The organism is Bradyrhizobium barranii subsp. apii, assembly GCF_011516635.5.
In the GTDB taxonomy this organism is placed as follows: domain Bacteria; phylum Pseudomonadota; class Alphaproteobacteria; order Rhizobiales; family Xanthobacteraceae; genus Bradyrhizobium; species Bradyrhizobium barranii.
This window is the reverse complement of sequence record NZ_CP096255.1, coordinates 2,215,030-2,241,678: the sequence shown is the minus strand read 5'-3', so window position 1 is coordinate 2,241,678 and position 26,649 is coordinate 2,215,030. Positions and strand designations below refer to the sequence as shown.

Below are 26,649 nucleotides of genomic sequence, written 5' to 3'. Positions count from 1 at the left end.
GGCTACGCCTTCACCGCCGGCGCGAAATCCTTGCCGACCGAGATCGCGCGCGGATCGATGATGCAGTGGAGGATCGACGGCTTGCCCGAAGCGAGCGCGCGCTCGAACGCCGGCGCAAACTCTTCGGTGCGCTCGACGCGCTCGCCATGGCCACCGAATGCCTTCGCATACATCGCGAAGTCAGGGTTCTTGAGCTGGGTTCCGACCACGCGGCCGGGATAATCACGCTCCTGGTGCATACGGATGGTGCCGTACTGCGAATTGTCGACGACGATGACCACCAGCGGCGCGTCGTACTGCACGGCGGTCGCGAATTCCTGGCCATTCATCAGGAAGCAGCCATCACCGGCAAAGGCGACGACGACGCGATCCGGATATTGCCGTTTTGCGAGCACCGCCGCCGGCACGCCATAGCCCATCGACCCCGAGGTCGGCGCGAGCTGGGCGGCAAAGCTGTGGAAACGGTGATGGCGATGGATCCAGCCGGCATAGTTGCCGGCACCGTTGCAGACGATCGCGTCCTTCGGCAGGCGGTCGCGCAGCCAGGTCATGACCTGGCCGTACTGGAATGTGCCCGGCAGCTCACGCGCCTTGTCGGTCCAGGCGAGGTAATCGGCGTGCGCCTTGGCGGCCTCGCCCTTCCAGGCGACCGCGCCTGATGGCTTCAGCGTCTCGACGGCGGCGGCGAACGCGGCGGGCGTCGCCTGGATCGCGAGCTCAGGCTGGTAGACGCGGCCTAGCTCTTCCGAGCCCGGATGCACGTGGATCAGCTTCTGCTTCGGCGTCGGAATGTCGAACAGTGTGTAGGACGAGGACGGCATCTCCGACATGCGGCCGCCGATCAGGAGAATGACGTCGGCGTTGTCGATGCGCGCCTTCAGGCCTGGGCTCGGCCCGATGCCGAGATCGCCGGCATAATGCGAATGATCGGCGTCGATCAGCGAGGCCCGGCGGAACGAGGTCGCGACCGGCAGGTCGAACCGCTCGGCAAAGCGCGCGATGCTCTTGGTCGCCTCATCCGTCCAGCGCGAGCCGCCGAGGATGACGAGCGGCGCCTTGGCGCTCGCGAGCATGGCGCCGACGCGCTCGAGATCTGATGGTGCCGGCCAGCTCACGGCCGGCTCGATGCGCATGGCGTCGGCAACGGCCGCCGTCTCGGTCAGCATGTTCTCCGGCAGCGCGATCACCACGGGACCCGGACGGCCCTGCATGGCGACGCGGAAGGCACGCGCGACCAGCTCCGGAATGCGATCGGGGCGATCGATCTCGACGGCCCATTTCGCCATGGTGCCGAACACCGCCTTGTAGTCGAGCTCCTGGAACGCCTCGCGCTCGCGCATGCCGGTGTCGACCTGTCCGACGAACAGGATCATCGGCGTCGAATCCTGCATCGCGATGTGGACGCCGTGGCTGGCATTGGTGGCGCCGGGGCCGCGGGTGACGAAGCAGATTCCGGGACGGCCGGTGAGCTTGCCATAGGCTTCCGCCATCATCGCAGCACCACCCTCGGCGCGGCAGATCACGACGTCGATCGGGCTGTCATGCAGCGCGTCGAGCGCCGCGAGGTAGCTCTCGCCCGGCACGCAGGTGACGCGGTCGACGCCTTGGGCGACGAGCTGATCGATCAGGATCCGGCCCCCGGTGCGGGTGTTGCGAATGGTCATGACAGCTCCCTGCAGGCTTTGGCGATGCGCATCACGGCCTCGCGCAAGTTTTGTTCCGAGGTGGCGTAGGACAGGCGGAAATAAGGTGCAAGGCCGAAACAGCTGCCCGGCACCACGGCCACGTCATGCCTCTCCAGCAGGAAGCGGCAGAACGCCGCGTCACTGCCGATGACGGTACCATCCGGCGTGCGGCGGCCGATCAGGCCGGCGCAGCTGGCATAGGTGTAGAACGCGCCCTCCGGCCGGCGGCAGGTGACGCCGTCGATGGCATTGAGCGCATCGACCACGATGTCGCGGCGGCGCTGGAACGCGGCACGGCGCTCGATCAGGATGCCTTGCGGCCCCGTCAGCGCGGCGATCGCAGCGGCTTGGCTCACCGAGGAGGGATTGGTCGTGCTCTGGCTCTGCACCACCGCCATCGCCGCGATCAATTCGCGCGGACCGCCGCCATAGCCGACGCGCCAGCCGGTCATGGCGTAGGCCTTGGAAACACCATTCACGGTCAGCGTGCGTGATTTCAGGCTCGGCTCGAGCGCCGCTGCGGTCACGAACGGCATGCCGTCATAGATCAGGTGCTCGTAGATATCGTCCGCCATCAACCAGACAAGCGGATGGCGCTTGAGCACATCCAGGATCGGGCGAAGCTGCGCGGCCGAATAGGCGGCTCCGGTCGGATTGGACGGCGAGTTCAGCAGCAGCCAGCGCGTCTTCGGCGTGATCGCGCGTTCGAGATCGGCGGCATCGAGGCGAAAGCCGTTCTCCTCGCGACAAAGCACGTCCACCGGCGTGCCGTCGGCGATCCGCACCATGTCGGCATAGCTGGTCCAGTAAGGCGCGGCCAGGATGACCTCGTCGCCGGGACTGAGCGTCGCCATGAAGGCGTTGTGGATCACCTGCTTGGCGCCGGCGCCGGCGGTGATCTCGTCGGCGGCATAGACGAGATCGTTCTCGCGGCGGAATTTTTCGGCGATCGCCGCCTTCAATTCCACGGTGCCGTCGAGGATCGTGTATTTGGTCTGCCCCGCGCGGATGGCGCGCTCGGCCGCGTCCTTGGCATGATCGGGCGTATCGAAGTCAGGCTCGCCGGCGCCCAGCACGATCACCGGTCGCCCCTCGCGCTTGAGCCGCTGCGCGACTGCGCCGATCTTCAATATCTCGGAGACACCGATCGCGCTGATGCGCTGGGCGGGGCGGAAGGTCGATGCGGGCGCCTGGACAGTCACGGCCGAGCCTCAACTGCGCGCGGCGATCGCGATCACCTCGATACGGAAGGCGGGATCGGCGAGTTCGACCTTGCCGCAGGCGCGGGTCGGCGTGTTGCCCGGCACGACCCACGCATCATAGACCGCGTTCATGGCGTCGAAATCGTCCATGTTCCTAAGCCAGACCTGCACGCTGAGCAGGCGCGATTTGTCGGTGCCGGCGCGCGCCAGCATGTCGTCGACCTTCGCCAGCGCCTCTTTCGTTTGCTGGGTGATATCAGCGGTCTTGGTGTCCGCCACCTGACCTGCGAGGAAAACGAGATCGCCGAACACGGAAGCGCGGCTGCGGCGGGCGTTCTGGTCGATGCGGGTGATATCCGACATGGGATGTCCTTAACTTTACTTGCCGGTGGCGATGATGCGGCGGCAGTGGTCGAGCGCAGCACCAATGAGGTTGTCGCTCGCCTCGGGCGTGCGGAACGCCGAATGCGCCGATAGCGTCACGTTCGGCAGTTTTGTAACGGGATGCCCCGCCGGCAGCGGCTCGACGGTGAAGACGTCAAGACCGGCGTGACCGATGTGGCCGGAGCGCAGCGCATCCAGCATTGCGTCTTCATCGACCACAGCGCCGCGCGCCGTGTTGATCAGAATGCTGCCGGGGCGCATCTGGGCGATGCGCTCACGCGACAGAAGACCCTTGGTCTCGTCGTTGAGCAGGAGGTGCAGCGAGATGACGTGGCTCTCGGCCAGCAGCTTCTCCAGCGAAACGAACTCGACGCCGGGATGGGTCTTCGGCGTCCTGTTCCAGGCGATCACCTTCATGCCGCAGCCCGCCGCCATGCGGGCGGCCTCCGCGGCGATGCCGCCAAAACCGATCAGGCCGAGCGTCTTGCCGGTGAGCTGCATTGCATCACGGCGCAGCCAGTTGCCCTCGCGCATGCCGCGATCCATCTCGCCAAAGCTCTTCGCGGAAGCCCACATCAGCGCGATCGCGCATTCGGCAACCGCGGTGTCGCCATAACCCTTGATGGTGTGGACGGAGATGCCGCGCTCGGCGAGCTCTTCCGGATTCATGTAGCTGCGCGCGCCGGTGCCGAGGAAGACGACGTGCTTCAGCTTCGCGCACTTCTCGGCAATCGCTGATGGCACCGCCGTGTGGTCGACGATCATGATTTCGGCATCGCCGAGCAGGCCGGGCAGATCGTCGGGCTTGATCGAGGGATTGCGGTTGATGCTGACCGGCAGCTTCTGCGAGGCCAGCAGCTTGTCGGTCACCGCTGCCAGGGTCTCGTTCGCATCGACGAATAGGGCGCGCACAGGCCTCTCCTTCAGCTCACTTCCACATTGCGTTCAGTCTTGTATTCAGACTTAAATGCAATTTACAACCCCTCCCTATCAGGAATTTTGCGCAATCCTGCCAAGATATTGGGCTCATTTCTGCCTTGCCGCCCAAATGGCCAGCAACTCGAAATACCGTATTGCATTTTATCCTGAATACAGAAATAATCCAGAGGCCGGACACGATCCGACCCAGATTCCAGGGAGACAAAGACCATGAATCGCAGGGATGCTCTCACCACCGTCGCGCTGGCAGGCGCAGCGATCGCCGCCGCGAGCGGCTCGGCCAAGGCCGATGCGCCGGCCTCCACGCTCGACCGCATCAAGAAGAATGGCGTGCTGCGCGTCGCTGTCATCGTCGGCCAGGAGCCCTATTTCCATAAGGACCTCGCCACCAACGAATGGTCGGGCGCCTGCATCGACATGGCCAAGGACATCGCCGGCAAGCTGGGCGCCAAGGTCGAGACGCTGGAATCGACCTGGGGCAACCAGATCCTCGATCTCCAGGCCGACAAGGTCGACCTCGCCTTCGCCGTGAACCCGACGCCGGAGCGCGCGCTCGTCATCGACTTCTCGACGCCGATCCTGGTGCACTCCTTCACCGTCATCACCAAGAAGGGCTTTGCCAAGCCGCAGACCTGGGCCGAGCTCAACAAGCCCGAGGTCAAGATCGCCGTCGACATCGGCTCGACCCATGAGACGATCGCGCGCCGCTACTGTCCGAAGGCGACCATCCTCGGCTTCAAGAACCGCGACGAGGCGATCCTGGCGGTTGCGACGGGACGTGCCGACTGCAACGTCTCGCTGGCGGTGCTTTCGGTCTCGACGCTGAAGAAGAACCCGAACCTCGGCGATCTCGCCATTCCGCGCCCGCTGCTGACGCTGCCGACCAACATGGGTATCCGCGCCGAGAGCGACCGCCGCTACAAGGATTTCCTCAGCGCCTGGGCCGACTACAACCGCGCGATGGGCCAGACCCGCGAATGGATGCTCAAGGGTTTTGAGGCGGTCGGCCTCACCGCCGACGATCTCCCGCCCGAAGTGCAGTTCTGACGGTCGATCGATGTACGTCTGGGACTTCGCGGCGCTCAAGCCGTATTGGGGCCTGATCTGCCAAGGGCTCCTGGTCACCGTGTATTACACGGTGACCACGGTGGTCGCGGGTCTCGCCATCGGACTGTTCGTCGGCATCCTGCGCACGACGGCACCGCGCTGGGTCACGGTGCCGTTGCGTCTCTATATCGAGGTGTTCCGCTGCACGCCGCTGCTGGTGCAGCTGATCTGGGTCTACTACGCCCTGCCCGTGCTGATCGGCGTCGACATGTCGCCGGCGATGGCCTGCTTCATCGCGCTGTCGCTCTATGCCGGCTCGTTCTATGCGGAAATCTTCCGCGGTGGCATCGAGGCCGTCGACACCGGCCAGTGGGAGGCCGGCCGCGCCATCGGCATGCGCCGCGGCAAGATCTTTCGCCGCATCGTGCTGCCGCAGGCGACGCAGGTGATGATCCCCTCCTTCATCAACCAGACCATCATGCAGCTCAAGAACACCTCGCTGGTGTCGGTGGTCGCGGTCGGCGACCTCCTCTATCAGGGCACGGTCATCACGGCGTCGAGCTACAAGCCGCTCGAGGTCTACACCACGATTGCCGTGCTCTATTTCGTCGTGCTGTTCCCGCTGACGCTGGTTGCCGACCGGGTCGAGCTGAAAATGGGGGCGCATCGATGAGTGCTCTGATCGCTGACAACATCCACAAGGCGTTCGGCGACCATGAGGTGCTCAAGGGCGTCTCGCTCTCGGTTGCCCGCGGCGAGGTCGTCACATTGATCGGCGCCTCCGGCTCGGGCAAGTCCACCTTCCTGCGCTGCCTGAATCTCCTGGAAATGCCGCAGCAGGGCGCGCTTGCGATCGGCACGCATAAATTCGCCTTCGGCAAAGGCATGCGCGCCGCCGGCGATGCGCAGCTCGCGCTGCTTCGGCGCAGCGTCGGCATGGTGTTCCAGCACTTTAATCTGTTCCCGCACATGTCGGTGCTCGCCAACGTCACAGAGGGGCCGGTGCAGGTGAAGGGCATGGCGCGAAACGACGCCGATGCGCTTGGCCGCGATTTGCTCGCCAAGGTCGGCCTCGCCGACAAGGCCGACGCCTTTCCGAGCCGCCTCTCCGGCGGCCAGAAGCAGCGCGTCGCGATCGCGCGGGCGCTCGCGATGAAGCCAGACGTGATGCTGTTCGACGAGCCGACCTCGGCGCTCGATCCCGAACTCGTCGGCGAAGTCCTGTCCGTCATCCGCAGCCTCGCGAGCGAAGGCATGACCATGGTGCTGGTGACGCACGAGATGGCCTTCGCCGCCGACGTCTCCACCCGCGTCGGCTTCATGAACGACGGCATCATGGCCGAGATCGGCACGCCCGAAGAGACCATCCGCCAGCCCCGCAGCGAACGGCTGAAGTCCTTCCTCAGCCGGTTTCACGAGACGCATTAGACTGCCTGGCACGACCATTCCGAATCGGTGGGGACACCCATGAAACTCCGCGGCGGCTTCACGAATTACGGCGAGACGATCGGCATCCTGATGCTCGATACCCGCTTCCCGCGCCCGCGCGGCGACATCGGCAATGCGCTCTCCTATGATTTCCCGGTGCGCTACAAGATCGTGCGCGGCGCACACGCCACAAGGATCATGGGCGACCATCCCGATCCCGCCCTGCTCGAGCCGTTCATCGCGGCGGCCCGCGAGCTGGAAGCCGACGGCGTCAAGGCGATCACCACGAGCTGCGGCTTCCTCGCGCCATTTCAGCAGCAGCTCGCGGCAGCCGTGAACATCCCGGTCTTCACCTCGAGCCTGATCCAGGCACCGTTGATCCATGCCATGCTGCCGCCGGGCAAGGTCATCGGCATCTTCACCGAACGCGGCCACCACATGAACGAGGGGCATTTCCGCGGGGTCGGCTGGTCGCCGGACGAGATTCCCGTCCAGATCCAGGGCATGAAGCCCGATGCGCAGTTTCCCGCAACCTACATTCTCGGCCGCGAGGAACTGGACACCGACGTGCTGCGCGCCGAGATGATCGAGATGACGGAAGCTTTCATGGCGTCCTGCAAAAACCCGGGCGCGATCCTGTTCGAATGCACCAACATGTGCCCGTTCTCGCGGGACGTCGCCGAAGTCTCGGGCCTTCCGGTGTTCGACATCAACACGTTGATCAACTTCTTCTATCGCGCGGCCCATCCCGTGCCATTCTTGCGCTGAACGAGCCCCGCTGCCCCTCGTTGCCGGCCGGAACGAGACGCGTCAGGGCGTGACGGAGGCGTCGGCCTCCCTCCCCTCCCGCTGAACCCAACCCGTCGCAATCGCGCTTGCCCAGCTGAGCATGCCTTTGCTGCGCGCCAGTGCGGCCATGGCCGCGGTGTCGTAGGGCACGTAGCGGATCGTCGCGGACCAGCCTGCGCCGGCATGCTCCAGAATCGCGTAGCACGCATGCGGCGTACCGACCTCGACCACGTAGGGCACGGGCGCCTTCCCGTCATAACCGGGCAACCCGACGCTGCCGGGATTCACGACCAGCCGGCCATCCCTCAAACGCACCACGCGCGGAATGTGGGTGTGGGCGCACAGGATGATCTCGGCGTCGATCCCCCCAGCTTCAGCCTCGATCGCGTCGATGCCGCTCGGGCGCGGGCAGCCGTCGTCGGCGATGTGGTCGAGCCAGAAAGCAGCGTCGTCCGTTGGCGATCCATGGCACAGGAACACCCGTTCCTTATACGTGAGCGTGGACGGCATGCTTGCCATCCAGTCGAAATGCTTGCGCGCGAGCTCACGGAAATCGCTGCGAGGGGAGCCGCCGGCCTGCCAGAGCTCGACGAGGATTCGATCCTGATCGCCCCGTATCGACGGAAAGCCTCGCGCCATCAACAGATCCGCGGTCCTCGCTGCCTCGAGCGGGCCACTGACGTGGTCGCCGAGATTCACGACCTCGTCGATGCCGAGCATCGCAATGTCCGCAAGGACGGCTTCAAGTGCCGGACGATTCCCATGCACGTCCGCGATGGCAGCAATCTCATTTGGCCCCTCCCATTCGGAATGGCCGATCGTTCTCGCTATGCGGGGGATGCAGGACTGGCTAGTCAATTTAGCTACGTCTCTTTAGCTGCATTTGTAGAAGCGCCCGCAAGCTGAGGATCAAATCGGCGCTGCCAGAAGAATTGCACGATCGTGGTTGCCAGGCAAGCAATGGGAGTTACGAACTGTCGCGGCAATGCCGACGTGACCTCGGGAAAATAACGCGCTACGTTTCCCGGACAAGACCAAGAGGAAACGCCAATCGTGTACGACTTCATTATCGTCGGCGGCGGCTCGGCGGGGTCCGTGCTGGCCCACCGACTCTCCGCAAAGAGCGCCAACAAGGTCCTGCTGTGCGAGGCCGGACAGGACACACCGCCCGGCAACGAGCCCGCCGAGATCAGGGACAGCTATCCGGGCACGGCCTATTTCGATCCCCGCTTCCACTGGACCGAACTCAAGGTCACGACCCAGATCGTCAGCCACAACAATCCGAACGAAGCGCGTCCTCCCTTACGCAGATACGAGCAGGCGCGCGTGCTGGGCGGCGGCTCGTCGATCAACGGCCAGATGGCCAACCGCGGCGCACCGACCGACTACGATGAATGGGACGCGCGGGGCGCCGACGGCTGGAGCTGGAACGACGTGCTGCCTTTCTTCAAGAAGGTCGAGCGCGACCTCGATTTCGACGGCCCGTACCACGGCAAGGACGGCCGAATTCCGGTACGCAGAATTCCACGTGAACACTGGACGCGGCATTCGCAGGCGTTCGCCAACGCCTTCCACCAAGCCGGCCATCAGTTCGTGCCGGACCAGAACGGCGAGTTCGTCGACGGCTATTTTCCGGTGACGCATTCCAATCAGGCCGAGCAACGCGTCTCGGCCGCGATGGGTTATCTCGATCGCGACACGCGCAAGCGCGCCAATCTCACCATCTCCACCAACACGCAGGTCAGAGAGCTGCTGTTCGAAGGCACGCAATGCGTCGGCGTGAAGGCGATGGTCGACGGACGGGAACAGGAATTCCGCGGCCGCGAGATCATCCTCTCCAGCGGCGCGATCCATTCGCCGGCGCATCTCCTGCGCGCCGGCATCGGCCCGGTCGGTCACCTCAAGGATATGGGCATTCCCGTCCTGATGGGGCTGGCAGGCGTCGGTCAGCGCCTGATGGATCATCCTTCGATTTCGCTGTCGTCCTTTGTCCGCCGCGGCGCGCGCATGAACGAGCACACCAGGCGCCACATGCAGCTTGGCCTGCGTTATTCATCCGGGCTGTCGGGCGTACCGAAGGGCGACATGTTCGTCGTCCTGCTCAGCAAATCGGCCTGGCACGCGGTCGGCGAGCAGATCGGCTCGCTGCTGACCTTCGTCAACAAGACCTATTCCGAGACCGGACAGGTCAAGCTCGCCTCGCGCGATCCCGCCGCCGAGCCGATCGTCGAGTTCAATCTGCTGTCCGACCGCCGCGACCTCGACCGCCTGATGAGCGGCTTCCGCAAGATGGCGGCCGTGCAGATGAGCGACGTGGTGAAAGCGGTGACGGACAAGCCGTTTCCGGCCGCCTATACCGACAAGGTGCGCAAGATCGGCGTGGTCAATACCAAAAACAGGATCCTGACCAAGATCGCCGCGACCTTGATGGACGGGCCGGCGGCGCTGCGCCACTACCTGATCGACAATTTCGTCGTCGAAGGTTTCACCTTCGACCAGGTGATGAACGACGACGATGCACTGGAAGCCTTCGTCCGCAAGGCGACCATCGGGGTGTGGCACGCCTCGTGCTCATGCCGCATGGGCCGGGCCGACGATCCGATGGCGGTGGTGGACAACCAGGGCCGCGTCAAAGGTATTCAGGGCCTGCGCGTCGTCGACGCCTCGATCTTCCCCGTGGTGCCGTGCGCCAACACCAATTTTCCGGTGCTGATGTCGGCGGAGAAGATCGCTGCGGCGATAATGCAGTGAGGGCTAGCGACTGCCGGGAGGTGGAGGGATCAATGGATTGCAGCATCCGCCCGGCGCGCGAAGAGGATAGCGGCGAAATCAGCGCCGTCATTCTGCGCGCACTGCGCGAGACAAATGCGAGGGATTACACAGACGAGATCATCGAGCGGGTCGAGCATAGCTTCAGCCCGACCGCCGTTCTGGAGCTGATCCGCAAACGCACGGTCCTTGTTGCCGCCCTTGGCGGCCGCGTCGTTGGAACGGCGAGCCTTGACGGAAGCGTCGTCCGCACGGTCTTCGTGGCTCCCGACGTTCAGGCGCAGGGGATCGGCAAGTTCCTGATGGCCGAGATCGAACGCATCGCGCGCGAGCGAGAGATCGCTTTGTTGACCGTCCCGTCTTCCGTCACCGCGGAATCCTTCTACGCACGGCTCGGGTTCAAGGCCGTGCGTGACAGTTACTTTGGCGATGAGCGCACGATCATCATGGAGCGATCGCTCGCTGCTGTTTCGTAGGTCCGGACTGCGCCGATAGCTCCGCCCATACGCGGAAGCGCGCGCCGTCGTTGAGCGGCACGATGTGAAACGGCTGGCCGAAGATCGCGAGCGGCTCATGGCCCGGCTCGAACCGCGGCCAGGCTTGCGCGACATCCGGCCTGCCGGTCGTGACGAAGCGCAAGACGCTCGCCTGAAACCGCGCCGCGACATCAATGTCGGCCGGCGTCATCGGCCCGCCCTTGCGCTTGAGGATCGGCCGATCGATGAAATCAGGCAGATGCGCCCACAGGCAGGCGTTGTCCGCACCGTGTGTCGGCCCCTGCGACAGGAACGGCTCCAGCGCCGGGCGATGGTCGAACCGGCTCAGCCACACGGCACCGCCGGCCGCAGCATGAATCCGCGCAAGATCGGCCATGGGGCGATGCCAGAACGCATCCGACAGCAGCGCCTCGTACGGATCCTCGTCGAGGCGCGCGGTGGCGCGATAATAGGATAGCAGCCGGCACCAGCCGGCATCGCCGAACGCCGCGCGCACTTGTCGCTCGGTGGCGCGGATCATCGCCGCCGGCGGCGCGTTCTTCAGGAACATCACCATCTCGTCGCGGCAGGAGCCGAGCCAGAGCGGAATGCCGCCCAAAGTTCCGTCGGCGAAGACGTCGCGCGGCTCGCGCGGGATCACGGTCCCGTCGAGCACAGGACCGAACACGGTGCCTGCCTCCGTCTCGTCCGCGAGCCTGCGTCCGACGCGCTCGACCGCCGCGAACAGCTTTGGCAGCGGCACGGACGCAATCGCGCCGGGATCGCGCGCAAGCTCGAGCTCCTCGAGCACGTGGCGCGCGACATCATCGGCGTGCCCCCCACTCATGATGTCGCGCCCTGGCGCGCTCAGCGCGAGCGCACGGATAAACTTGCCTCTTGCCTGCGGCAGGGTTGCGAGCGCGATCACCATGGAGGCGCCGGCGGATTGTCCCGACAGCGTAATCGCATCCGGATCGCCGCCGAAGTTCGCGATGTTGGCACGGACCCAATCGAGCGCTGCGAGCGTATCCTGGAGCGCGAGGTTGTTGGCTTCGGTGAGGCCGTGGCGATGCAGTTGCAGGAAACCGAGCGGCCCGAGCCGGTAGTTGATGGTGACGATGACGGCCGGGCCGTGGGCGGCGAGGAAGGAGCCGTCATAGTCGGCGCCGCCGCCGGTGACGAAGGCGCCGCCATGGATGAAGAACTTGACCGGCAGCGGGTGATCCGCCGCCGGCGCCCAGATGTTCAGGCTGAGACAGGATTCCTCGTCAGCATGATCGAGATGGCCGGGCTGCGGCGCGTAAGCGCCGTAGTCCGTGCATTGGCGCGGCTCCGTCCACGCGAGCGGCGGTGTCGCCCTGGCAAAGCGCCGCGCGGTCGCGAACGGCACGCCCTTGAAGGCGCGTATGCCGTTCTGCTCGGCGCCGATGATCGGCCCGCTGGCGGTCGAAACTGCGTTGGTCAACATGCGACTTTCACTCATCCCGACTCAAGCGCGCTGCTTGCCGAGATCGGCGATGTCGACATTGTGGGTTTCGCGCGCGGTGGCCGCTGATGCCGCCGAGATCACGCAGCAGCAGGCAACGAAGATTGCCACGGGAATCCAGCCGTTCGGCCCTTCGCCGACCAGGCTCGCACTCACCAGCGGCGTGAAGCCCGCGGCGAGGAAGCCGAGCTGCGTGCCGATCGCCGTGCCGGAGTAACGCACGCGCGCGTCGAACATCTCCGCATAGAACGACGGCCAGATCGCGTTCGGCGCGGCGTAGATGACGCCCGAGAGGATCATCGCCGCGGCGAAGATCGCCAGCGTATTCCCTGATGTCACCAGCATGAAGTACGGGAACACCAGCACCGCGCAGCCGAGCACACCACCGATGAACACCGGCTTGCGGCCGATCCTGTCGGCCAGCAGCGCCCACAGCGGCTGGGTGATCAGCGCGGTGACATTGCCGAGCACGCCGGCCCACAGCATGGTCGGGCGGGCGACGCCGAACTTGCTGGTGGCATAGCCGAGCGCGAACACCGCGGTCATCGTGCTCACGGTGGCGATCAGCGCACAGACGATGACGCGCAGCACGTCCGGCCAGTAGTCGCGCATGAGCGTAACGACCGGGAAGCGCGCCACCTGCGCCTTGTCCTTGATGTCTTCGAAGACGGGCGTTTCCGGCATGGTCCTCCGCACCAGGTAGGCGACCAGCAGCACGAGCTGCGGAGAGCAGGAACGGAATGCGCCAGCCCCAGCTCAACAACTGGTCTTCCGGCAGGCTCGACACCGGGATGAACACCAGTGTTGCAAGGATCGCGCCGGCCTGGGTGCCGCTCAGGGTCAAGCTCGTGAAGAAGGCGCGGTTCGAATTGGCGGAATGCTCCAGCGTCAGCGAGTAGGCTCCGCTCTGCTCGCCGGCAGCCGACAGGCCCTGCAACAGGCGGAGCAGCGTCAGGATGACAGGCGCGGCATTGCCGATCGTCTTGGCATCCGGCAACAGGCCGATCGCCAGCGTCGAGCCGCCCATCAGCACCAGTGTGAACAAGAGCACCGTCTTGCGGCCGATACGGTCGCCGAAATGGCCGAGGATGACGGCGCCCACGGGCCGAGCGATATAGCCGATGCCAAAGGAGAGCAACGCGAGCAGCGTCGCGGTCGAGGGATCGACATTGGCGAAGAACACTTTCGGAAAGATCAGCGCCGCAGCGGTGCCGTAGATGAAGAAGTCGTAGTATTCGAGCATGCTGCCGACGAAGCTGACCAGCGCGGCGCGCTTCGGCAGCTTGTTCGGCGTGGTTTCCGCGCTGGATGATGCGCGCAGCGGTGCGGTTGACGTCAACGTCATTAAAGGCTCCTCCCCATGTGGCCGGTGCGGTTCGCGTCAGGCAGATCGCCTCGCGCGCGTTTTCTGGTTCTGGTTGCCGCAACCCTAGTTTGGAACAATAATGTACGAACTAGTACGTTTATGCAATGCGCATTGGATCAATGCCCCGACGGGCGAAATTTGCCTTCACCTTCAAGGTGATCCGTGGAAACTGGCGGGGAGAAACAGTGATGCTCGAGCGCATGCCGCCCCCATCGAAGCGCACCAACGACCCTGAGCGCACCAAGCGCGACATCCTCGAAGTGGCGATGGCCGAATTCGCCTCGGAGGGCTATTCCGGCGCCCGCGTCGACGCGATCGCGGCGCGGACGCGCACGTCGAAGCGGATGATCTATTACTATTTCGGCGGCAAGGAGCAGCTCTACCTCGCGGTGCTGGAGGAGGCCTATCGCAGCATCCGCGCGCTGGAGGACCAGCTCGACATCGAAAGCTGTGACGCCCGCGAGGGATTACGCCGGCTGATCGAAGCCACCTTCGACCATGACGAGCGCAATCCGAACTTCATCCGTCTCGTCAGCATCGAGAACATCCACCACGGCAAGCACCTGAAGCAGAATTTGCAACTGCGCCAGCTCAACGCCAGCGTGATCGCGACACTCGACGGCATCCTCGAGCGCGGCCGCGGCGAAGGCGTCTTCCGCGACGACGTCGACGCCATCGACCTGCACCTCGCCATCTCCTCCTACTGCTTCTTCCGCGTCGCCAACCGCCACACCTTCGGCGCCCTGTTCGACCGCGACCTCAGCGAGCCCAGGGTGCTGGCGACGAGCCGGACGCAGATCGTGGAGATGATCCTGGCGTGGCTTGGGGCGAAGGCTTAACAGCACACTCGCTGTCATTCCCCGCGACCCGGCTACGCCAAGGCTTCGCCGGGGCTGCGGTCCAGGGGCGCCGAAGCTTTAGCGTAGGCGGCAGGCGGGGAATCCAGTACGCCGCGGCCTATCGAGGAACCACTACCGGCTCTGGAATACTGGATCACCCGCTTTCGCGGGTGATGACGGCGGAGACCGGAGCCCCCCTCACCCGCCCCTCTTCCCCCGCGTGCTCGCCAGCAGCACCAGCATGAACGACGCCACCGTCATCAGCGTCGAGATCGCGGCGATGGTCGGGTCGATCTCGTCACGCAGCGCGGTGAACATGCGCTTGGTCAGCGGCTGATACTGGCCGCCGGAGATGAACAGCGCGACGATGGTCTCGTCCATCGCCGAGATGAAGGCGAAGATGCCGCCCGCGACCACGCTCGACTTGATCTGCGGCAGCGTCACCGCGAAGAAGCTGCGCAGGCGGTTCATGCCGAGGCTGCGCGCCACCATCTCCTGCGCCGGATCGAAGCTCTGCAAGCCCGCGAGCACCGAGATGACGACGTAGGGCAGGCCCAGCATCACATTCGCCAGCACGAGGCCGGGCATGGTCGCGACCAGGCCGACCTTTGCATAGACGAAGAAGATGCCGACCGCAGTGATGATGATCGGCACCACCAGCGGCAGCAGCAGCGCCATGTGGATGATGCGCAGCTTCGACTGGCTGATCGCGTAGGCCGCCGCGACCCCGCACGGCGTTGCGATCAGGACCGTGAAGAACGCGACCGTCAGCGTCACCCGCGTGGCCTGCATCCAGGCCGGATTGGCGAAATATTGCTGGTACCAGCGCAGCGAGAACGACGGCGGCGGGAACGTCAGGAAGCGCGCACTGGAGAACGAGATCGGCGCGATGATCAGCACGGGCAGGATCAGATAGACCAGCACCAGCGCGCTGATCACGTAGAGGACCATCCGTGCGGGCGAAGTGCGCGTCATTTCTGCCCCAACACGCGATCGAGCGAGATGAAGCGGCTGACGGCGAAGAAGATCAGGAGCACGCTGAGGAGCAGCACCACGGCGACCGCGCTCGCGGCGCCGAACTGGTTGTAGAGCTCGACATTGCGGCTCACCAGCATCGACACCATCACGGTGCGGCCGCCGCCGAGCAATTCCGGCGTGATGTAGAAGCCGAGGCAGAGCACGAACACCATGGTGCAGCCGGCGAGCACGCCCGGCAGCGACAGCGGCAGGAACACGCGGAAGAAGGTGAGCGACGGGCTCGCCCCAGGCTCGCGCCGGCCTGCATCAAATCACCGGGGATCTTCTGCATGGTGGCATAGAGCGGCAGCACCATGAACGGCAGCAGGATGTGCACGGTCGCAACCACCGTGCCGAACGTGTTGTGCGCCAGCGCGAGCGGCTCGGAGATGACATCGAGATAGCGCAGGAGCTGGTTGATCACGCCGGTGCGCTGGAGCAGCGCCAGCCAGGCATAGGCGCGGACCAGCACGGACGTCCAGAACGGCAGCACCACCAGCGACAGGATCAGGATGCTCCATCCTTTCGGCACTGCGTTGGCGAGATAGGCCACGGGATAGCCGAGCAGCAGCGCGATCACGGTGACGGCGAGGCTGATCTCGAAGGTCAGCGCAAAGCTGCGCCAGTAGATGTCTTCGGTGAAGACCCGGCGATAGTTCTCCAGCGTGAAGCCGTCATGGTAGATCGACTGCCAGGCGAGCCAGCCGACCGGCAGTACGATCAGGAGAAGAATCACGAGCAGCGCCGGCGACACCAATGCCAGCATCAGCGCATGCTCGCGGCGCTGATGCTTTTGGGAGGAATCTGGCACGGATGTCGACAACGCTGCCTCGCTCACTTCTGCATGAACGACGCCCAGCGCTTCTCGGCGGCCTCGCCCGCGGGCGAGGACCACCAGGCGTAGGACATCAGCGCCTGCTTGGCCGCATTCGCCGGCTCGCTCGGCAATTGCGCGGCGCGCTCGGGCTTGATCACGCCGGTCTCGAACGCCTTCGGATTGCCCGGGCCGTAGTCGATGTTGAGCGGCAGATTGGCCTGGTGCACGGGATCGACGGCCTCGTTGACGAATTTGACTGCCGTCTCCAGATTCGGCGCACCCTTGAGGATGCAGAGCGAGGTGCTCTGGAGGACGCCCTGGTTGTAGGTGAAGGAGACCTTTGCACCCTCCTTGGCCACCGCGCTGACGCGGCCGTTCCAGGCCATCTCCATGTCGACCTCGCCGTCATTGAGGAGCTGCGCCGACTGCGCGCCTGAGGTCCACCACACCGTGATGTGCGGCTTGATCTCCTCCAGCTTCTTGAAGGCGCGGTCGACGTCGAGCGGGTAGAGCTTGTCGGGCGCGACGCCGTCGGCCATCAACGCGGCCTCGAGCGTGGCGATCGGGTGATTGCGCAGCGCACGGCGGCCGGGAAATTTCTTGACGTCCCAGAAATCGGCCCAGCTGTTCGGCGCGTCCTTCGGGAACGTCTTCTGGCTGTAGGCCAGCACGCTGGAATAGAACTCGTATGACACCGAATAGGGACTGCGATAGGCCTCCGGCATCGCCGCGCCGTTTGGAATCTTCGAAAAGTCGAGCTTCTCGATCAGCCCCTGCTCGCCTCCGCGCAGGCAGTTGCCGGTCGGGGTATCTACGACATCCCAGATCGGCTTGCCGCTGCCGACCTGCGTCTTGATCGCCGGCCAGGCGTCGGGGATGGAGTCCTGGTTGATGGTGATGCCGAGCTTCTTGGCGGAGGGATCGAGGATCGCCACCGTCTGCGCCGCCTGATAGGCACCGCCTTGCGAGACGAAGGTGATCTGCTCGGCGGCGCTCGCCGCGGTGGTAACTCCGATTGCGCCCAGCACGGCACAGCCCAATCCAAAATTCCGCTTCGTCATCATCCTCGCCTCCTCCATCACCAAATAATCTCACTGACCGATCGCATCGAGAAACTGGTACCAGCCGGCAACCATGCGCACGGCGGGCTCGCGCAGCGGATAGAACGGGATCGCCTTCATGCGCCTGATATCGAGCAGCCCGACCTCGGGCGTCTCGCCGCGGACAAAGGCGGCGAGATAGCGGCCCATCAGGCTCGACATCGCAACACCCGCGCCGTTGTAACCCATCGAGACCAGCGTGCGGTCGTCGAGCCGGCCGATATGCGGCACCGAGTCCAGCGTCATGCCGACGAGGCCCGACCATTTATAGGCGAGCGGCACATCGGCAAGATCCGGGAAGATGCCGATCATCGCCTTGCGCAAGGCGTCGAAGGCAGCTTGCGAGTCCTGCTTGCCGAAGGCGCCGCGGCCGCCAAAGATGACGCGGTTGTCGACCATGCGGAACCAGCGCATCATGCGCTTGGTCTCGGTGTAGGTGCGCCCCGTCGGCATCAGCTTTCCCGCGAGATTGCGCGGTAGCTGCTCGGTCGCGACCATGGCGCTGCGGAAAGGGATCAGCGTGCGCTGCATGTGCGCGGTCGCGCTGGTGAGATCGGAGTAGCTGTTGGTGGCGATGATCGCCTGTTTGGCGCGCACCGCGCCTTGCGGCGTCTCGGCGACGATGCCGCCATTCTCGCGCCGGAGTTTCACGACCGGCGACTCCTGGAAGATCGGAACGCCGCGGCGCGCGACGCCATCGGCGAGCCCGCGCAGATAGTTCAGCGGATGGATGCCGCCGGAGCCGGGATTGAGCACGCCACCGACAAAAATGTCGGAGCCTGTCTCGTCACGTACCCCGCGCTTGTCGAGGATGCGGACTTCGGCGGAGCCCATCTCGCGCGTCATCCAGTTGGCTTCGTCGATCGCGGCTTTCAGCGTCGTCTCGTTATGCGCGGCCTTGACCTGGCCCGTGCGTGTCAGCGCCGCGCTGGCGATGTCGAATTCGGACACCAGCTCCTCGACCATGTCAGTCGATTCATGCGCGATCTCGTACATGCGCTGCGCCATGGCGCGGCCATGGGTGGCGTCGATCTCGCGGAACGACAGGCGGAATTTCGCGGTGATCACCCCGCCATTGCGGCCGCTCGCGCCCCAGCCGGGGCGGTTGGCCTCCAGCACGACCGGCGACAAGCCGCTCTTGGCGATGTGGTGCGCGGCGGTCAGGCCCGTGTAGCCTGCACCGATGATCACCACATCCGCCTGTTGCTCGCCCGACAGCACGGGAAACGCGCGCGCCGGCTCCGCCGTGGCTTCCCACAGCGAGTTGGCCGATGGCAATGCGCTCCAGTCCCGTGTCATGCCGCCGCTCATGCCTTACGCCGCCGGTCCGATCGCCGCGTCCGCCAGCGCCTTCAACGTCGGGAAGTGGAAGTCCGGCTTGGTCAGCGTCTCCACCGCCGGCGTGCCGCCGAAACCGACGATTCCCTGGCGGCGCTCGATCCAGCACACCTTGTAGCCGAGCTTTCGCGCGATCCCGATGTCGTGGTACTGGCTCTGCGCGACGTGAAGAATGTCGGACTGCTTGTAGCCGAAGGCGGACTGGCGCCCCTTGTTGTAGGCGAAGAACTCCGGGTTCGGCTTGGCAACGCCGGTATCGTCGGCGCAGACGGTGTCGTCGAAGGGATTGCCGAGCGCGTGCGCGTAGCAGGAGAGCGCGACGCGGTCCGCATTGGTCATCGCCACCAGCCGGAACCTCGTGCGCAGGCGCTTGAGCGCCTCGACCGAATCCGCGAACGGCCCCCAGCGCAGCACCGAGAGCTGGAACACATCGCAGCACGCATCGTCCGCGGGAAGCCCGAGCTCCTTGGCGAGATGGCGATAGACGTGGAACATCGCCTCGCTCGAGCGCTCATAATGCTTGTCGCGGCCGCGCTTGTAGGGCTCGAAGATCTGCTCGTCGCTGAGCTCGGCCGGCGACTTGCCGGAGATCTTGCGTACCGCGGAGAGTACGCCGGTCTCGAAATCGATCAAGGTGCCGACGACGTCGAAGGTGAGAACCTTGAAATTGCTGAACGAGGCTGCTGACGACATCTTTGGTTTCTTCTCTCGGTTGAACAAGGCTTGAGTTCAGTCCCCCGCCCTGGGGACAACGATGGTGTCCTCGGGGTGAAGGGTCACGGTGAGGCTGCCGCCGAGCGGCGGGATGCGGCTGTAGGCCTGGTGATAGCTCGGCTGGCGCAGGCTGAGCGCGATGCCATCGGCGAGCGCCAGGAAGATGCGGAGACTCTCGCCCTGGTAGACGATGTCGGTGACCGTTCCGGTCAGCCGGTTGCAGGCGGCATCCTGCGCGCCGTCGTCGATCAAGAGTTTTTCACTGTGCACGGCGAGCATCAAGGCATCGCCAGAGGGAATGGCGCGGGCGCTGCGCAGCAGCGCATTGCCGAGCGCGACGCTGGAGGCATCGACGCGGCGAACCGGCAGCATCGTCGCTTCCCCGATGAAGCTCGCGACAAAGGAATCGGCGGGATGATCGTGCAGCCGCTCGGGCGCGTCGATCTGGATCAGCCGGCCGTCCTTCATCACGGCAACGCGGTCGCTCATGGTCAGCGCTTCGCGCTGGTCGTGGGTGACGTAGATGATGGTGGCGCCGATGCGCCGGTGCAGCGCGCGCAGCTCGATCTGCATGGATTCGCGGAGCTGCTTGTCGAGCGCGGAGAGCGGCTCGTCCATCAGGATCAGGCGCGGCTCGAAGATCATCGCACGCGCAAGCGCCACGCGCTGGCGCTGGCCGCCGGAGAGCTGCGCGATGCCGCGCTCTTCATAGCCGGCGAGACCGACCATCGCGAGCGCTGCGCGCACCTTGTCGGGCCAACTCGCTTTCGGCAGGCGCCGTGCGCGCAGGGGAAAGGCGACGTTCTCGCCGACGCTCATATGCGGGAACAGTGCGTAGTTCTGGAACACCACGCCGATGTCGCGCTTGTGCGGCGGCATCCAGGTGACGTCACGACCGCCGAACAGGATGGTTCCGCGCGATGGCAGGATGAAGCCGCCGAGAATTCCAAGCAGCGTGGTCTTGCCGGAGCCGGAGGGGCCGAGCAGCGAGACGAACTCGCCGGCGCCGACATTGAGCGAGACGTCGTCGAGAGCGCGAACGGCGCCATACGCCTTGCTCGCGGACCTGATCTCGACGCTTTCCGCTCGTTTGTCCAACGATCGACCTCGCCTCGTTCCCTGCAATGGCGTGCCTCACTGCGCGCCATAAGCCTGCTTTATAGACAGGAATTTTGGGCACTCACGGCCGAAGCGTGCACCGCACCAAATCCTCGTTCGCAAGCCCTGTCTTTAGGCTGTGATGCCAATGACACCAGACTTGGCAAAACTCGGCAATTGCCAAATTCTCACCGCGTCCATAACATGGCGTTATGCCTGAGCTGCGCCGGATGCTGCCCTCCAGTAACGCCCTGTTCGTCTTCGACGCAGCGGCGCGCAATGGCAGTTTCACGGCGGCAGCAGCCGAGCTCAACGTCACGCAGCCGGCGGTGAGCCGGATGCTCGGACAGTTCGAGGAGCATCTCGGCGTCCGCCTGTTCGACCGCACTGCGGGGCGCGCGGTGCTCACCGAGGAAGGCGAGCTGCTTTATCGCCGCGTGCTCGAAGGCTTTCGCAGCATCGAGACCGGGCTCGTCGAGATCGAGCGGCGCCGCAAGGGCACCGAGACGGTGACGCTGTCGGTCTCCTCCGCCTTCACCACGCATTGGCTTATGCCGCGCATCGACAAGCTCCAGAAGCAGTTTCCCGAGGTCGATCTGCGCTTCCAGCTGATCTCCGGCGCGCTGCGCGGGCCGGTGGAGAATGTCGACCTCGGCATGCGCTTCCGTGACCGCGACGAGCCGTCATCCGGCGGCACGCTGGTGATGAAGGAAGTCATGCTGCCGATGTGCAGCCCCGGCTATCTCGGCGAGACCGATCCCGCTGAAGGCAACACTATCATTCGCCTCGCCGAGACGCCGGGCGACTGGGCCGCGGATTACGCCTCGCTTCTCACCGGCCGCCGCGGTGCGGCCAAGGCGCTGAGCTTCACCGACTATGCCGTCGTCATGCAGGCCGCCCTGCTCGGCCAGGGCATCGCGCTCGGCTGGCTGACGGTGGCCTCGCACTGGCTCCTGACCGGCGCGCTGGTGCCGGCCTCCGACCGGCTGACCACCACACGCCGCATCTGCGAATTCCTGCCGCCGCGCAACCGGCCGATGCGCCCCATCGCCGCCGAGATCCGCGACTGGATCATCGCGCAGATGAAAAGCGAGATCGCCGCGATCGACCGGCTCTATCCGAAGCTCGGCGCGATGGCTGCCTGCTATTGATGCCGAACGATCACGGCGCGCTACCCGGGTCGGAAGCGCAGATTGGCGCGCGATAGCTGGCTGATCGACGTGCATCCCATCAGCTTCATATCGCGCACGAGCTCGGCCCGCAGCAGGCCGAGGGCTCGTTCGACGCCGGGGCGGCCGGCGGCGGCGAGCGGATAGAGATAGTATCGTCCAAGCCCCACCGCCTTGGCCCCGAGCGACAGCGCTTTCAGGATATGGGTTCCGCGCTGGATGCCGCCGTCCATCATCACGTCGATGCGGTCGCCCACGGCATCGACGATTTCGGCGAGCTGATCGAAAGCCGAGCGGGAGCCGTCGAGCTGGCGGCCGCCATGATTGGAAAGGACGATGCCGGCACAGCCGATATCGACCGCGCGGCGCGCGTCTTCCACCGACATGATCCCCTTCAGGCAGAACGGGCCGTTCCAGGTCCGCACCATCTCCGCGACATCGTCCCAATTCATCGCGGGATCCAGCATTTCAGTGAAGTAGCGACCGATCGACATGGCGCCGCCGCTCATGTCGACATGCTCCTCCAGCTGCGGAAGCCTGAATTTTTCGTGGCTGACATACTGGATACCCCACATCGGCTTGATCGCGAACTGGAGCATCCCCGCAGGCGTCAGGCGGAAGGGAATGCTGAAGCCGGTGCGCAGATCACGCTCGCGATTTCCTCCCGTGATGCTGTCGACCGTCAGCATCATCACCTCGACGCCCGCGTCCCTGGCGCGCTGCATCATGGCGCGGTTGAGACCGCGATCCCTGTGGAAATAGAATTGATAGACCTGCGGCGTGTCGTGGGCCTTGCGCAATTCCTCGAGCGACACCGTGCCCAGCGAGGAGACGCCGAACATGGTGCCGTAGCTCGCCGCGGCAGCGGCGACGGCACGCTCGCCTTCATGATGGAACAGGCGCTGCAGGGCGGTCGGCGAGCAGTAGAACGGCAGCGCGAGCTTCTGGCCCATGATGGTGACCGAGAGATCGACGTCCTGCACGCCGCGCAGCACGTTGGGCAGAAGGTCGCAATGCTCGAAGCTCGCGCTGTTGCGGCGATGGGTGGTCTCATCGTCGGCCGCGCCGTCGATATAGTCGAAGATCGGACCGGGCAGTCGGCGGCGCGCCAGCCGCCGGAAATCGTGGAAATTATGACACTGTGTCAGGCGCATTTCTCAACTCCGCTCACGGCATGTTCTGCGCGTCGATCATCTAGCCATCGCGCCGCCGATGCTGTCAGCGGCCGCCATCGCGGCGATCTCTCGCCTGATGGCACCGCCGGTCTCCTATCGATGCTCGATCGCCCTGATCGCGCCACGGAGTTCGGCGAGGCCGCGCAGGCGGCCGATCGCGGTGTAGCCGGGATTGGTGCGCTTGGTGGCGGAGAGATCGTCGAGCATACGATGGCCGTGGTCGGGACGGAATACGATTCTCTTGTCGGGCGAACGCCGCGCGTTCTCCTTCAACAGCGCCTTCAGCACCGCGACCATGTCGACGTCACCGTCGAGATGATCGGACTCGTAGAAGGACAGGCCGTCGGCCTCGCGCTTGGTCGCGCGCAGATGGGCAAACGCAATGCGCGGTCCGAAGCGCTCGGCCATCGCAGGCAGATCGTTCCCGGCGCGCACGCCGAGCGAGCCCGTGCATAGGCAGATGCCGTTGGCCTTGGATGGCACGGCATCGAACAGTGCCTGATAGTCTTCGGCGCTGGAGGCAATGCGCGGCAGGCCGAACAGCGGGCGCGGCGGATCGTCGGGATGCAGCGTCAGGGACACCCCGAGTTGCTCGGCGACCGGCGTGACGCGGCCCAGGAACTCGGCGAGATGCTGCCGCAGGATCTTTGGCGTGATGTCGCGATAGGTCTCCAGCCGGTCACGGAACTGCGGGATCGTCATCGGCTCGGTTGTCGAGCCCGGCAGCGCGCTGGCGATGACCATGACGAGGTAGTCGATATCGGCCTGGCTCATCTGGTCGAACAGCTTTTTGGCGCGCGCCTGCTGCTCGGGGGAGTATTCCTGCACGGCGGCGGGACGCTTCAGGATATGCAGCTCGAACGCGGCAAAGCGGTCCTGGTCGAAGCGCATGGCGCGGGCGCCGTTCGGCAGCTCCCACTCCAGATCGGTGCGGCACCAGTCCACCACCGGCATGAAATTGTAGCAGATGATCTTGATGCCGGCCGCGGCCACCGCTTCGAGACTCGCGATCCACGCGTCGATCGAGGCCGTCGCCTTGGCCCCGAGCCGCTTGACGTCGTCGGGGATCGGAATCGACTCCACCACCGACCACGTCAGTTGCGAGCGGCCGGGCTGGCCGTGCTCGATGAAGTTCTTGCGCTCTTCGACCGCCTTGCGCGTCCAGGCTTCGCCGATCGGCACCTGATGCAGCGCCGAGACGATATCCGTCGCCCCGGCCTGCCTGACATCGTCCAAAGACACCGGATCATCCGGACCGTACCAGCGCCATCCCTCGAGCATCATCGAAATTCTCCTAAAGCGTTTTCGAGCGAAGTGGATACCGGTTCGCGTGAAGAAAACGCGTCAAAACAAAGAATCAGTTCGCGGTCAGCACGACCTTTACGCTCTGCGAGCGGTCGAGTGCCAGCCGCAGTGCGTCCGGCGCGGTCGAGAGCGGCCGCTCGGCAGTGACCAGCGACAGCACGTCGACGCTGCCTGCGCCAATCAGTTCCACCGCGGTCATGAACTCGAAGCCGAAGCGGAACGAGCCGCGCAGGTCGATCTCCTTGGCCATCACCGCATTCGACGGCGTCGGAATCTGGCCGCCCGGCAGATTGCCGATCTGCACCACAATGCCGCCGCGCCTGACAATGCCGATCGCGCTGGCAAGGCCCGCGGCGGTGCCCGAGACCTCGAACGCGACGTCATAGGGACGCGATGCGGCCTGTGCCTTCAGTCCTTCCTCGCCGGCCGAGACGTTCTCGACATGCGAAGCGCCGAGCCGGGTCGCAAAGGCGAGCGGCGCCGGTGCGATGTCCGCCACCGTGATGTCGGCCATACCGGCGCGTTGTGCCGCGAGCATGGTCAAAAGCCCGATCGGGCCGGCACCGAAGATGATGCCGCGCTTGCCCTCGATGTTGCCGGCGCGCGCCACCGCATGGAGGCAGACCGCGAGCGGCTCGGCCAGCGCTGCGGCCTGATAGGACACATGGTCGGGGATCTTCACGCATTGCGCGGGGATCGCGTCGAAATAGTTGGCGAAACCGCCCTGCATGTGCGGCGTCTTCGAGGCCGAGCCCATGAAGTAGATGTTCTCGCAGAGATTCGGCCGGCCCTCGCGGCAGGCGACGCAATGGCCGCACCAGCGCGACGGATTGACGGCGACACGGTCGCCGACCTTCAGGTTCGCTGCGGAACCTGCGATCTCCACGACTTCGCCCGAGATCTCATGACCAAGAACCAGCGGCGACTTCACGACGAAATCGCCGGTTCGGGCATGACGGAAATAGTGCATGTCGGAGCCGCAGATGCCGCCGGCGCCGAAACGGATGCGCACCATGCCGTCAGCGAGCTTGTCGAGCGGATGCTCGATCATGCGCAGATCTTCGGGGCCGAACAGGGTTGCGGCGAGAGCGGTGGAGGTCATTTGGAGAGTCCCATGTATTTAGGCAGCCAGAGGGTCAGTTCGGGAATGTAGGTGATCGCGATCAGCGCGACCATCAGCGGCACCAGCCAGGGCAGGATCGCGACCGTCGTGCGCTCGACCGAGAGTTTTGCCACGCGGGCGAGCACGAACAGCACCATGCCGAGCGGCGGATGCAACAGGCCGATCATCAGGTTCAGCGTCATGATCAGACCGAAATGGATCGGATCGATGCCGAGCTTGAGCACGATCGGCAGCAGAATCGGCACCAGGATGGTGATCGCCGCCGTGGTGTCGATGAAGCAGCCGACGAACAGGATCAGGACGTTGGCGAGCGCCAGGAACACCCATTTGTTGTGGGTGATGCTGAGCATCCAGTCCGAGAGCATTTGGGCTGCCTGCGACACCGTCAGCAACCAGGCGAAGATCGAGGCCGCCGTGACGATGAACAGCACCGAGGCCGTGGTCTCGATGGTGTCGAAGGTCGCCTTCGCCACCGTCTTCAAGGTCATGGTGCGGTAGCGGACGAGGCCGAGGAACAGCGACCAGATCACGGCTGCGACCGCGGCCTCCGTCGGCGTGAACCAGCCGAGCGTCATGCCGCCGATCAGGATCACCGGCGCCATCAGCGCCATCACCGCCGAAAAGTCGAAGTACCAGTCGATCGCCAGCAACGCGCCGAGGCCGATGACAACGGCCATGTTGGTGGACATGCCGGCCAGCACCATCAGCCAGATCGCGAGCGGGAAAGCCAGCACGATGGCGATCTCGAGGCCGGCCGAGCCGAGTTGCGGCCAGGAGAACGGCGTGTCGCTGCCCCATTTATTCTTGTGCGCGAAATAGGTGACGGTGGCCATCATCAGCAGCGTCATGACGATGCCGGGAATGACGCCGCCCAGGAACAGCGCGCCGATCGAGACGTTCGCCATCATGCCGTAGATCACGAAAGGCAGCGACGGCGGGATGATCGGCCCGAGCGTGGCTGAGGCCGCGGTGACGCCGACGGAGAACTCGGTGGAATAGCCGTGGTCCTTCATCGCCTTGATCTCGATGGTGCCGAGACCGGCGGCGTCCGCGATCGCGGTGCCGGACATGCCGGAGAAGATCACCGAGCCGATGATGTTGACGTGGCCGAGGCCGCCGCGCATCCAGCCGACCAGCGCGACCGCGAATTTATAGATGCGGCCGGTCACGCCGGCGATGTTCATGAGATTGCCGGCCAGGATGAAGAACGGCACCGCGAGCAGCGGAAAGCTCTCGACGCCGGCGATCATGCGCTGCGCCAGCGTGACATCGGGCGTCACGCCGCTGACCAGGATGTAGAGCAGCGACGACGCGGCCATGGCGATCGCCACGGGAACGCCGAGCAGCATCAGGACGAGGAAGCCTCCAAGCAACAGCAACATA

Annotated in this window: 23 protein-coding genes and 2 pseudogenes; 8 read left to right on the top strand and 17 right to left on the bottom strand. The window is 65.1% G+C overall.

Features of this window, described 5'->3' with window-relative positions:
• Nucleotides 1–2 precede the first annotated feature (2 nt).
• The 4 genes from HAP41_RS10735 to HAP41_RS10720 are packed head-to-tail and all read right to left on the bottom strand — an operon-like array spanning nt 3 to nt 4,183.
• Entirely contained in the window at nt 3–1,664 is a 1,662-nt protein-coding gene (locus tag HAP41_RS10735; RefSeq protein ID WP_166102627.1) for a thiamine pyrophosphate-binding protein, read from the bottom strand.
• Nucleotides 1,661–2,887: a pyridoxal phosphate-dependent aminotransferase gene (locus HAP41_RS10730; RefSeq protein ID WP_166102630.1), complete on the bottom strand. Its 1,227-nt coding sequence runs from the start codon at nt 2,885–2,887 to the stop codon at nt 1,661–1,663. Before HAP41_RS10730 ends, HAP41_RS10735 begins: the two co-directional genes overlap by 4 nt.
• A 9-nt stretch (nt 2,888–2,896) precedes the next feature.
• Nucleotides 2,897–3,250 (bottom strand): RidA family protein, encoded by a 354-nt coding sequence (locus HAP41_RS10725; RefSeq protein ID WP_063981348.1) that lies wholly within the window; start codon nt 3,248–3,250, stop codon nt 2,897–2,899.
• A gap of 15 nt (nt 3,251–3,265) precedes the next feature.
• On the bottom strand, nt 3,266–4,183 hold the full coding sequence (locus HAP41_RS10720) for an NAD(P)-dependent oxidoreductase (protein WP_166102635.1): 918 nt from the start codon (nt 4,181–4,183) through the stop codon (nt 3,266–3,268).
• Nucleotides 4,184–4,420: 237 nt separating this feature from the next.
• Here HAP41_RS10720 and HAP41_RS10715 point away from each other — a divergent pair, with 237 nt between their 5' ends.
• Genes HAP41_RS10715 through HAP41_RS10700 form a run of 4 tightly spaced genes read left to right on the top strand, consistent with a single transcriptional unit; the run spans nt 4,421 to nt 7,453 of the window.
• Entirely contained in the window at nt 4,421–5,257 is an 837-nt protein-coding gene (locus tag HAP41_RS10715) for a transporter substrate-binding domain-containing protein (RefSeq protein ID WP_135216109.1), read from the top strand.
• 10 nt (nt 5,258–5,267) lie between these two features.
• Nucleotides 5,268–5,930 carry an amino acid ABC transporter permease gene (locus HAP41_RS10710; RefSeq protein WP_166102640.1) on the top strand — a complete coding sequence of 221 codons (663 nt, stop codon included), beginning with the start codon at nt 5,268–5,270 and terminating at the stop codon, nt 5,928–5,930.
• Complete coding sequence (locus HAP41_RS10705) at nt 5,927–6,685, top strand: amino acid ABC transporter ATP-binding protein (protein WP_166102644.1); 759 nt, start codon at nt 5,927–5,929, stop codon at nt 6,683–6,685. Before HAP41_RS10710 ends, HAP41_RS10705 begins: the two co-directional genes overlap by 4 nt.
• A gap of 39 nt (nt 6,686–6,724) precedes the next feature.
• Nucleotides 6,725–7,453, top strand: coding sequence for an aspartate/glutamate racemase family protein (locus HAP41_RS10700; RefSeq protein WP_166102647.1), 729 nt, complete (start codon nt 6,725–6,727; stop codon nt 7,451–7,453).
• A 42-nt stretch (nt 7,454–7,495) separates the two neighbouring features.
• Here HAP41_RS10700 and HAP41_RS10695 read toward each other — a convergent pair whose 3' ends face one another.
• Nucleotides 7,496–8,260: a metallophosphoesterase family protein gene (locus HAP41_RS10695; protein ID WP_166106092.1), complete on the bottom strand. Its 765-nt coding sequence runs from the start codon at nt 8,258–8,260 to the stop codon at nt 7,496–7,498.
• 267 nt (nt 8,261–8,527) lie between these two features.
• Here HAP41_RS10695 and HAP41_RS10690 point away from each other — a divergent pair, with 267 nt between their 5' ends.
• Both HAP41_RS10690 and HAP41_RS10685 read left to right on the top strand, forming a co-directional pair.
• The gene (locus HAP41_RS10690) at nt 8,528–10,225 is read left to right on the top strand and encodes a GMC family oxidoreductase (RefSeq protein ID WP_166102651.1); all 1,698 of its coding nucleotides are present in this window, start codon (nt 8,528–8,530) and stop codon (nt 10,223–10,225) included.
• 32 nt (nt 10,226–10,257) lie between these two features.
• On the top strand, nt 10,258–10,719 hold the full coding sequence (locus tag HAP41_RS10685; RefSeq protein ID WP_166106094.1) for a GNAT family N-acetyltransferase: 462 nt from the start codon (nt 10,258–10,260) through the stop codon (nt 10,717–10,719).
• Here the strand turns inward: HAP41_RS10685 and HAP41_RS10680 are convergent.
• A complete protein-coding gene (locus tag HAP41_RS10680) occupies nt 10,688–12,187 on the bottom strand; it encodes a carboxylesterase/lipase family protein (RefSeq protein ID WP_166102656.1) in 1,500 nt (499 codons plus the stop codon). The genes HAP41_RS10685 and HAP41_RS10680 overlap by 32 nt on opposite strands.
• Before the next feature lie 21 nt (nt 12,188–12,208).
• A pseudogene (locus tag HAP41_RS10675) lies at nt 12,209–13,550 on the bottom strand (MFS transporter).
• A 209-nt stretch (nt 13,551–13,759) separates the two neighbouring features.
• Here HAP41_RS10675 and HAP41_RS10670 point away from each other — a divergent pair.
• Nucleotides 13,760–14,410, top strand: a complete 651-nt coding sequence (locus HAP41_RS10670; RefSeq protein WP_063981336.1) for a TetR/AcrR family transcriptional regulator — start codon at nt 13,760–13,762, stop codon at nt 14,408–14,410.
• A gap of 198 nt (nt 14,411–14,608) precedes the next feature.
• On the opposite strand, the gene HAP41_RS10665 is transcribed toward HAP41_RS10670, so the two are convergent.
• The 6 genes and pseudogenes from HAP41_RS10665 to HAP41_RS10640 all read right to left on the bottom strand — a co-directional run bounded on the left by HAP41_RS10665 (nt 14,609) and on the right by HAP41_RS10640 (nt 20,494).
• On the bottom strand, nt 14,609–15,385 hold the full coding sequence (locus HAP41_RS10665; RefSeq protein ID WP_166102660.1) for an ABC transporter permease: 777 nt from the start codon (nt 15,383–15,385) through the stop codon (nt 14,609–14,611).
• Nucleotides 15,382–16,193 (bottom strand): annotated as a pseudogene (locus HAP41_RS10660) (ABC transporter permease). Before HAP41_RS10660 ends, HAP41_RS10665 begins: the two are co-directional and overlap by 4 nt.
• Nucleotides 16,194–16,261: 68 nt before the next feature.
• Nucleotides 16,262–17,308, bottom strand: coding sequence for an ABC transporter substrate-binding protein (locus HAP41_RS10655; RefSeq protein WP_166102663.1), 1,047 nt, complete (start codon nt 17,306–17,308; stop codon nt 16,262–16,264).
• Between the two features lie 27 nt (nt 17,309–17,335).
• Complete coding sequence (locus HAP41_RS10650; protein ID WP_166102666.1) at nt 17,336–18,643, bottom strand: NAD(P)/FAD-dependent oxidoreductase; 1,308 nt, start codon at nt 18,641–18,643, stop codon at nt 17,336–17,338.
• Between the two features lie 15 nt (nt 18,644–18,658).
• Nucleotides 18,659–19,375, bottom strand: a complete 717-nt coding sequence (locus tag HAP41_RS10645; RefSeq protein WP_166102669.1) for an HAD family hydrolase — start codon at nt 19,373–19,375, stop codon at nt 18,659–18,661.
• 36 nt (nt 19,376–19,411) lie between these two features.
• Nucleotides 19,412–20,494, bottom strand: coding sequence for an ABC transporter ATP-binding protein (locus HAP41_RS10640; RefSeq protein ID WP_166102673.1), 1,083 nt, complete (start codon nt 20,492–20,494; stop codon nt 19,412–19,414).
• A 212-nt stretch (nt 20,495–20,706) separates the two neighbouring features.
• Between HAP41_RS10640 and HAP41_RS10635 the strand changes: the two genes are divergently transcribed.
• A complete protein-coding gene (locus HAP41_RS10635) occupies nt 20,707–21,645 on the top strand; it encodes a LysR family transcriptional regulator (protein ID WP_028160735.1) in 939 nt (312 codons plus the stop codon).
• Nucleotides 21,646–21,665: 20 nt separating this feature from the next.
• Here HAP41_RS10635 and HAP41_RS10630 read toward each other — a convergent pair whose 3' ends face one another.
• The 4 genes from HAP41_RS10630 to HAP41_RS10615 all read right to left on the bottom strand — a co-directional run bounded on the left by HAP41_RS10630 (nt 21,666) and on the right by HAP41_RS10615 (nt 26,648).
• Entirely contained in the window at nt 21,666–22,817 is a 1,152-nt protein-coding gene (locus HAP41_RS10630) for an alpha-hydroxy acid oxidase (protein WP_063981332.1), read from the bottom strand.
• A gap of 114 nt (nt 22,818–22,931) precedes the next feature.
• Nucleotides 22,932–24,122 (bottom strand): mannonate dehydratase, encoded by a 1,191-nt coding sequence (uxuA, locus tag HAP41_RS10625; protein WP_166102678.1) that lies wholly within the window; start codon nt 24,120–24,122, stop codon nt 22,932–22,934.
• A 73-nt stretch (nt 24,123–24,195) separates the two neighbouring features.
• Nucleotides 24,196–25,245: an L-idonate 5-dehydrogenase gene (locus tag HAP41_RS10620; RefSeq protein WP_166102680.1), complete on the bottom strand. Its 1,050-nt coding sequence runs from the start codon at nt 25,243–25,245 to the stop codon at nt 24,196–24,198.
• Entirely contained in the window at nt 25,242–26,648 is a 1,407-nt protein-coding gene (locus HAP41_RS10615; protein WP_085405292.1) for a TRAP transporter large permease, read from the bottom strand. Before HAP41_RS10615 ends, HAP41_RS10620 begins: the two co-directional genes overlap by 4 nt.
• Nucleotide 26,649: the final 1 nt, after the last annotated feature.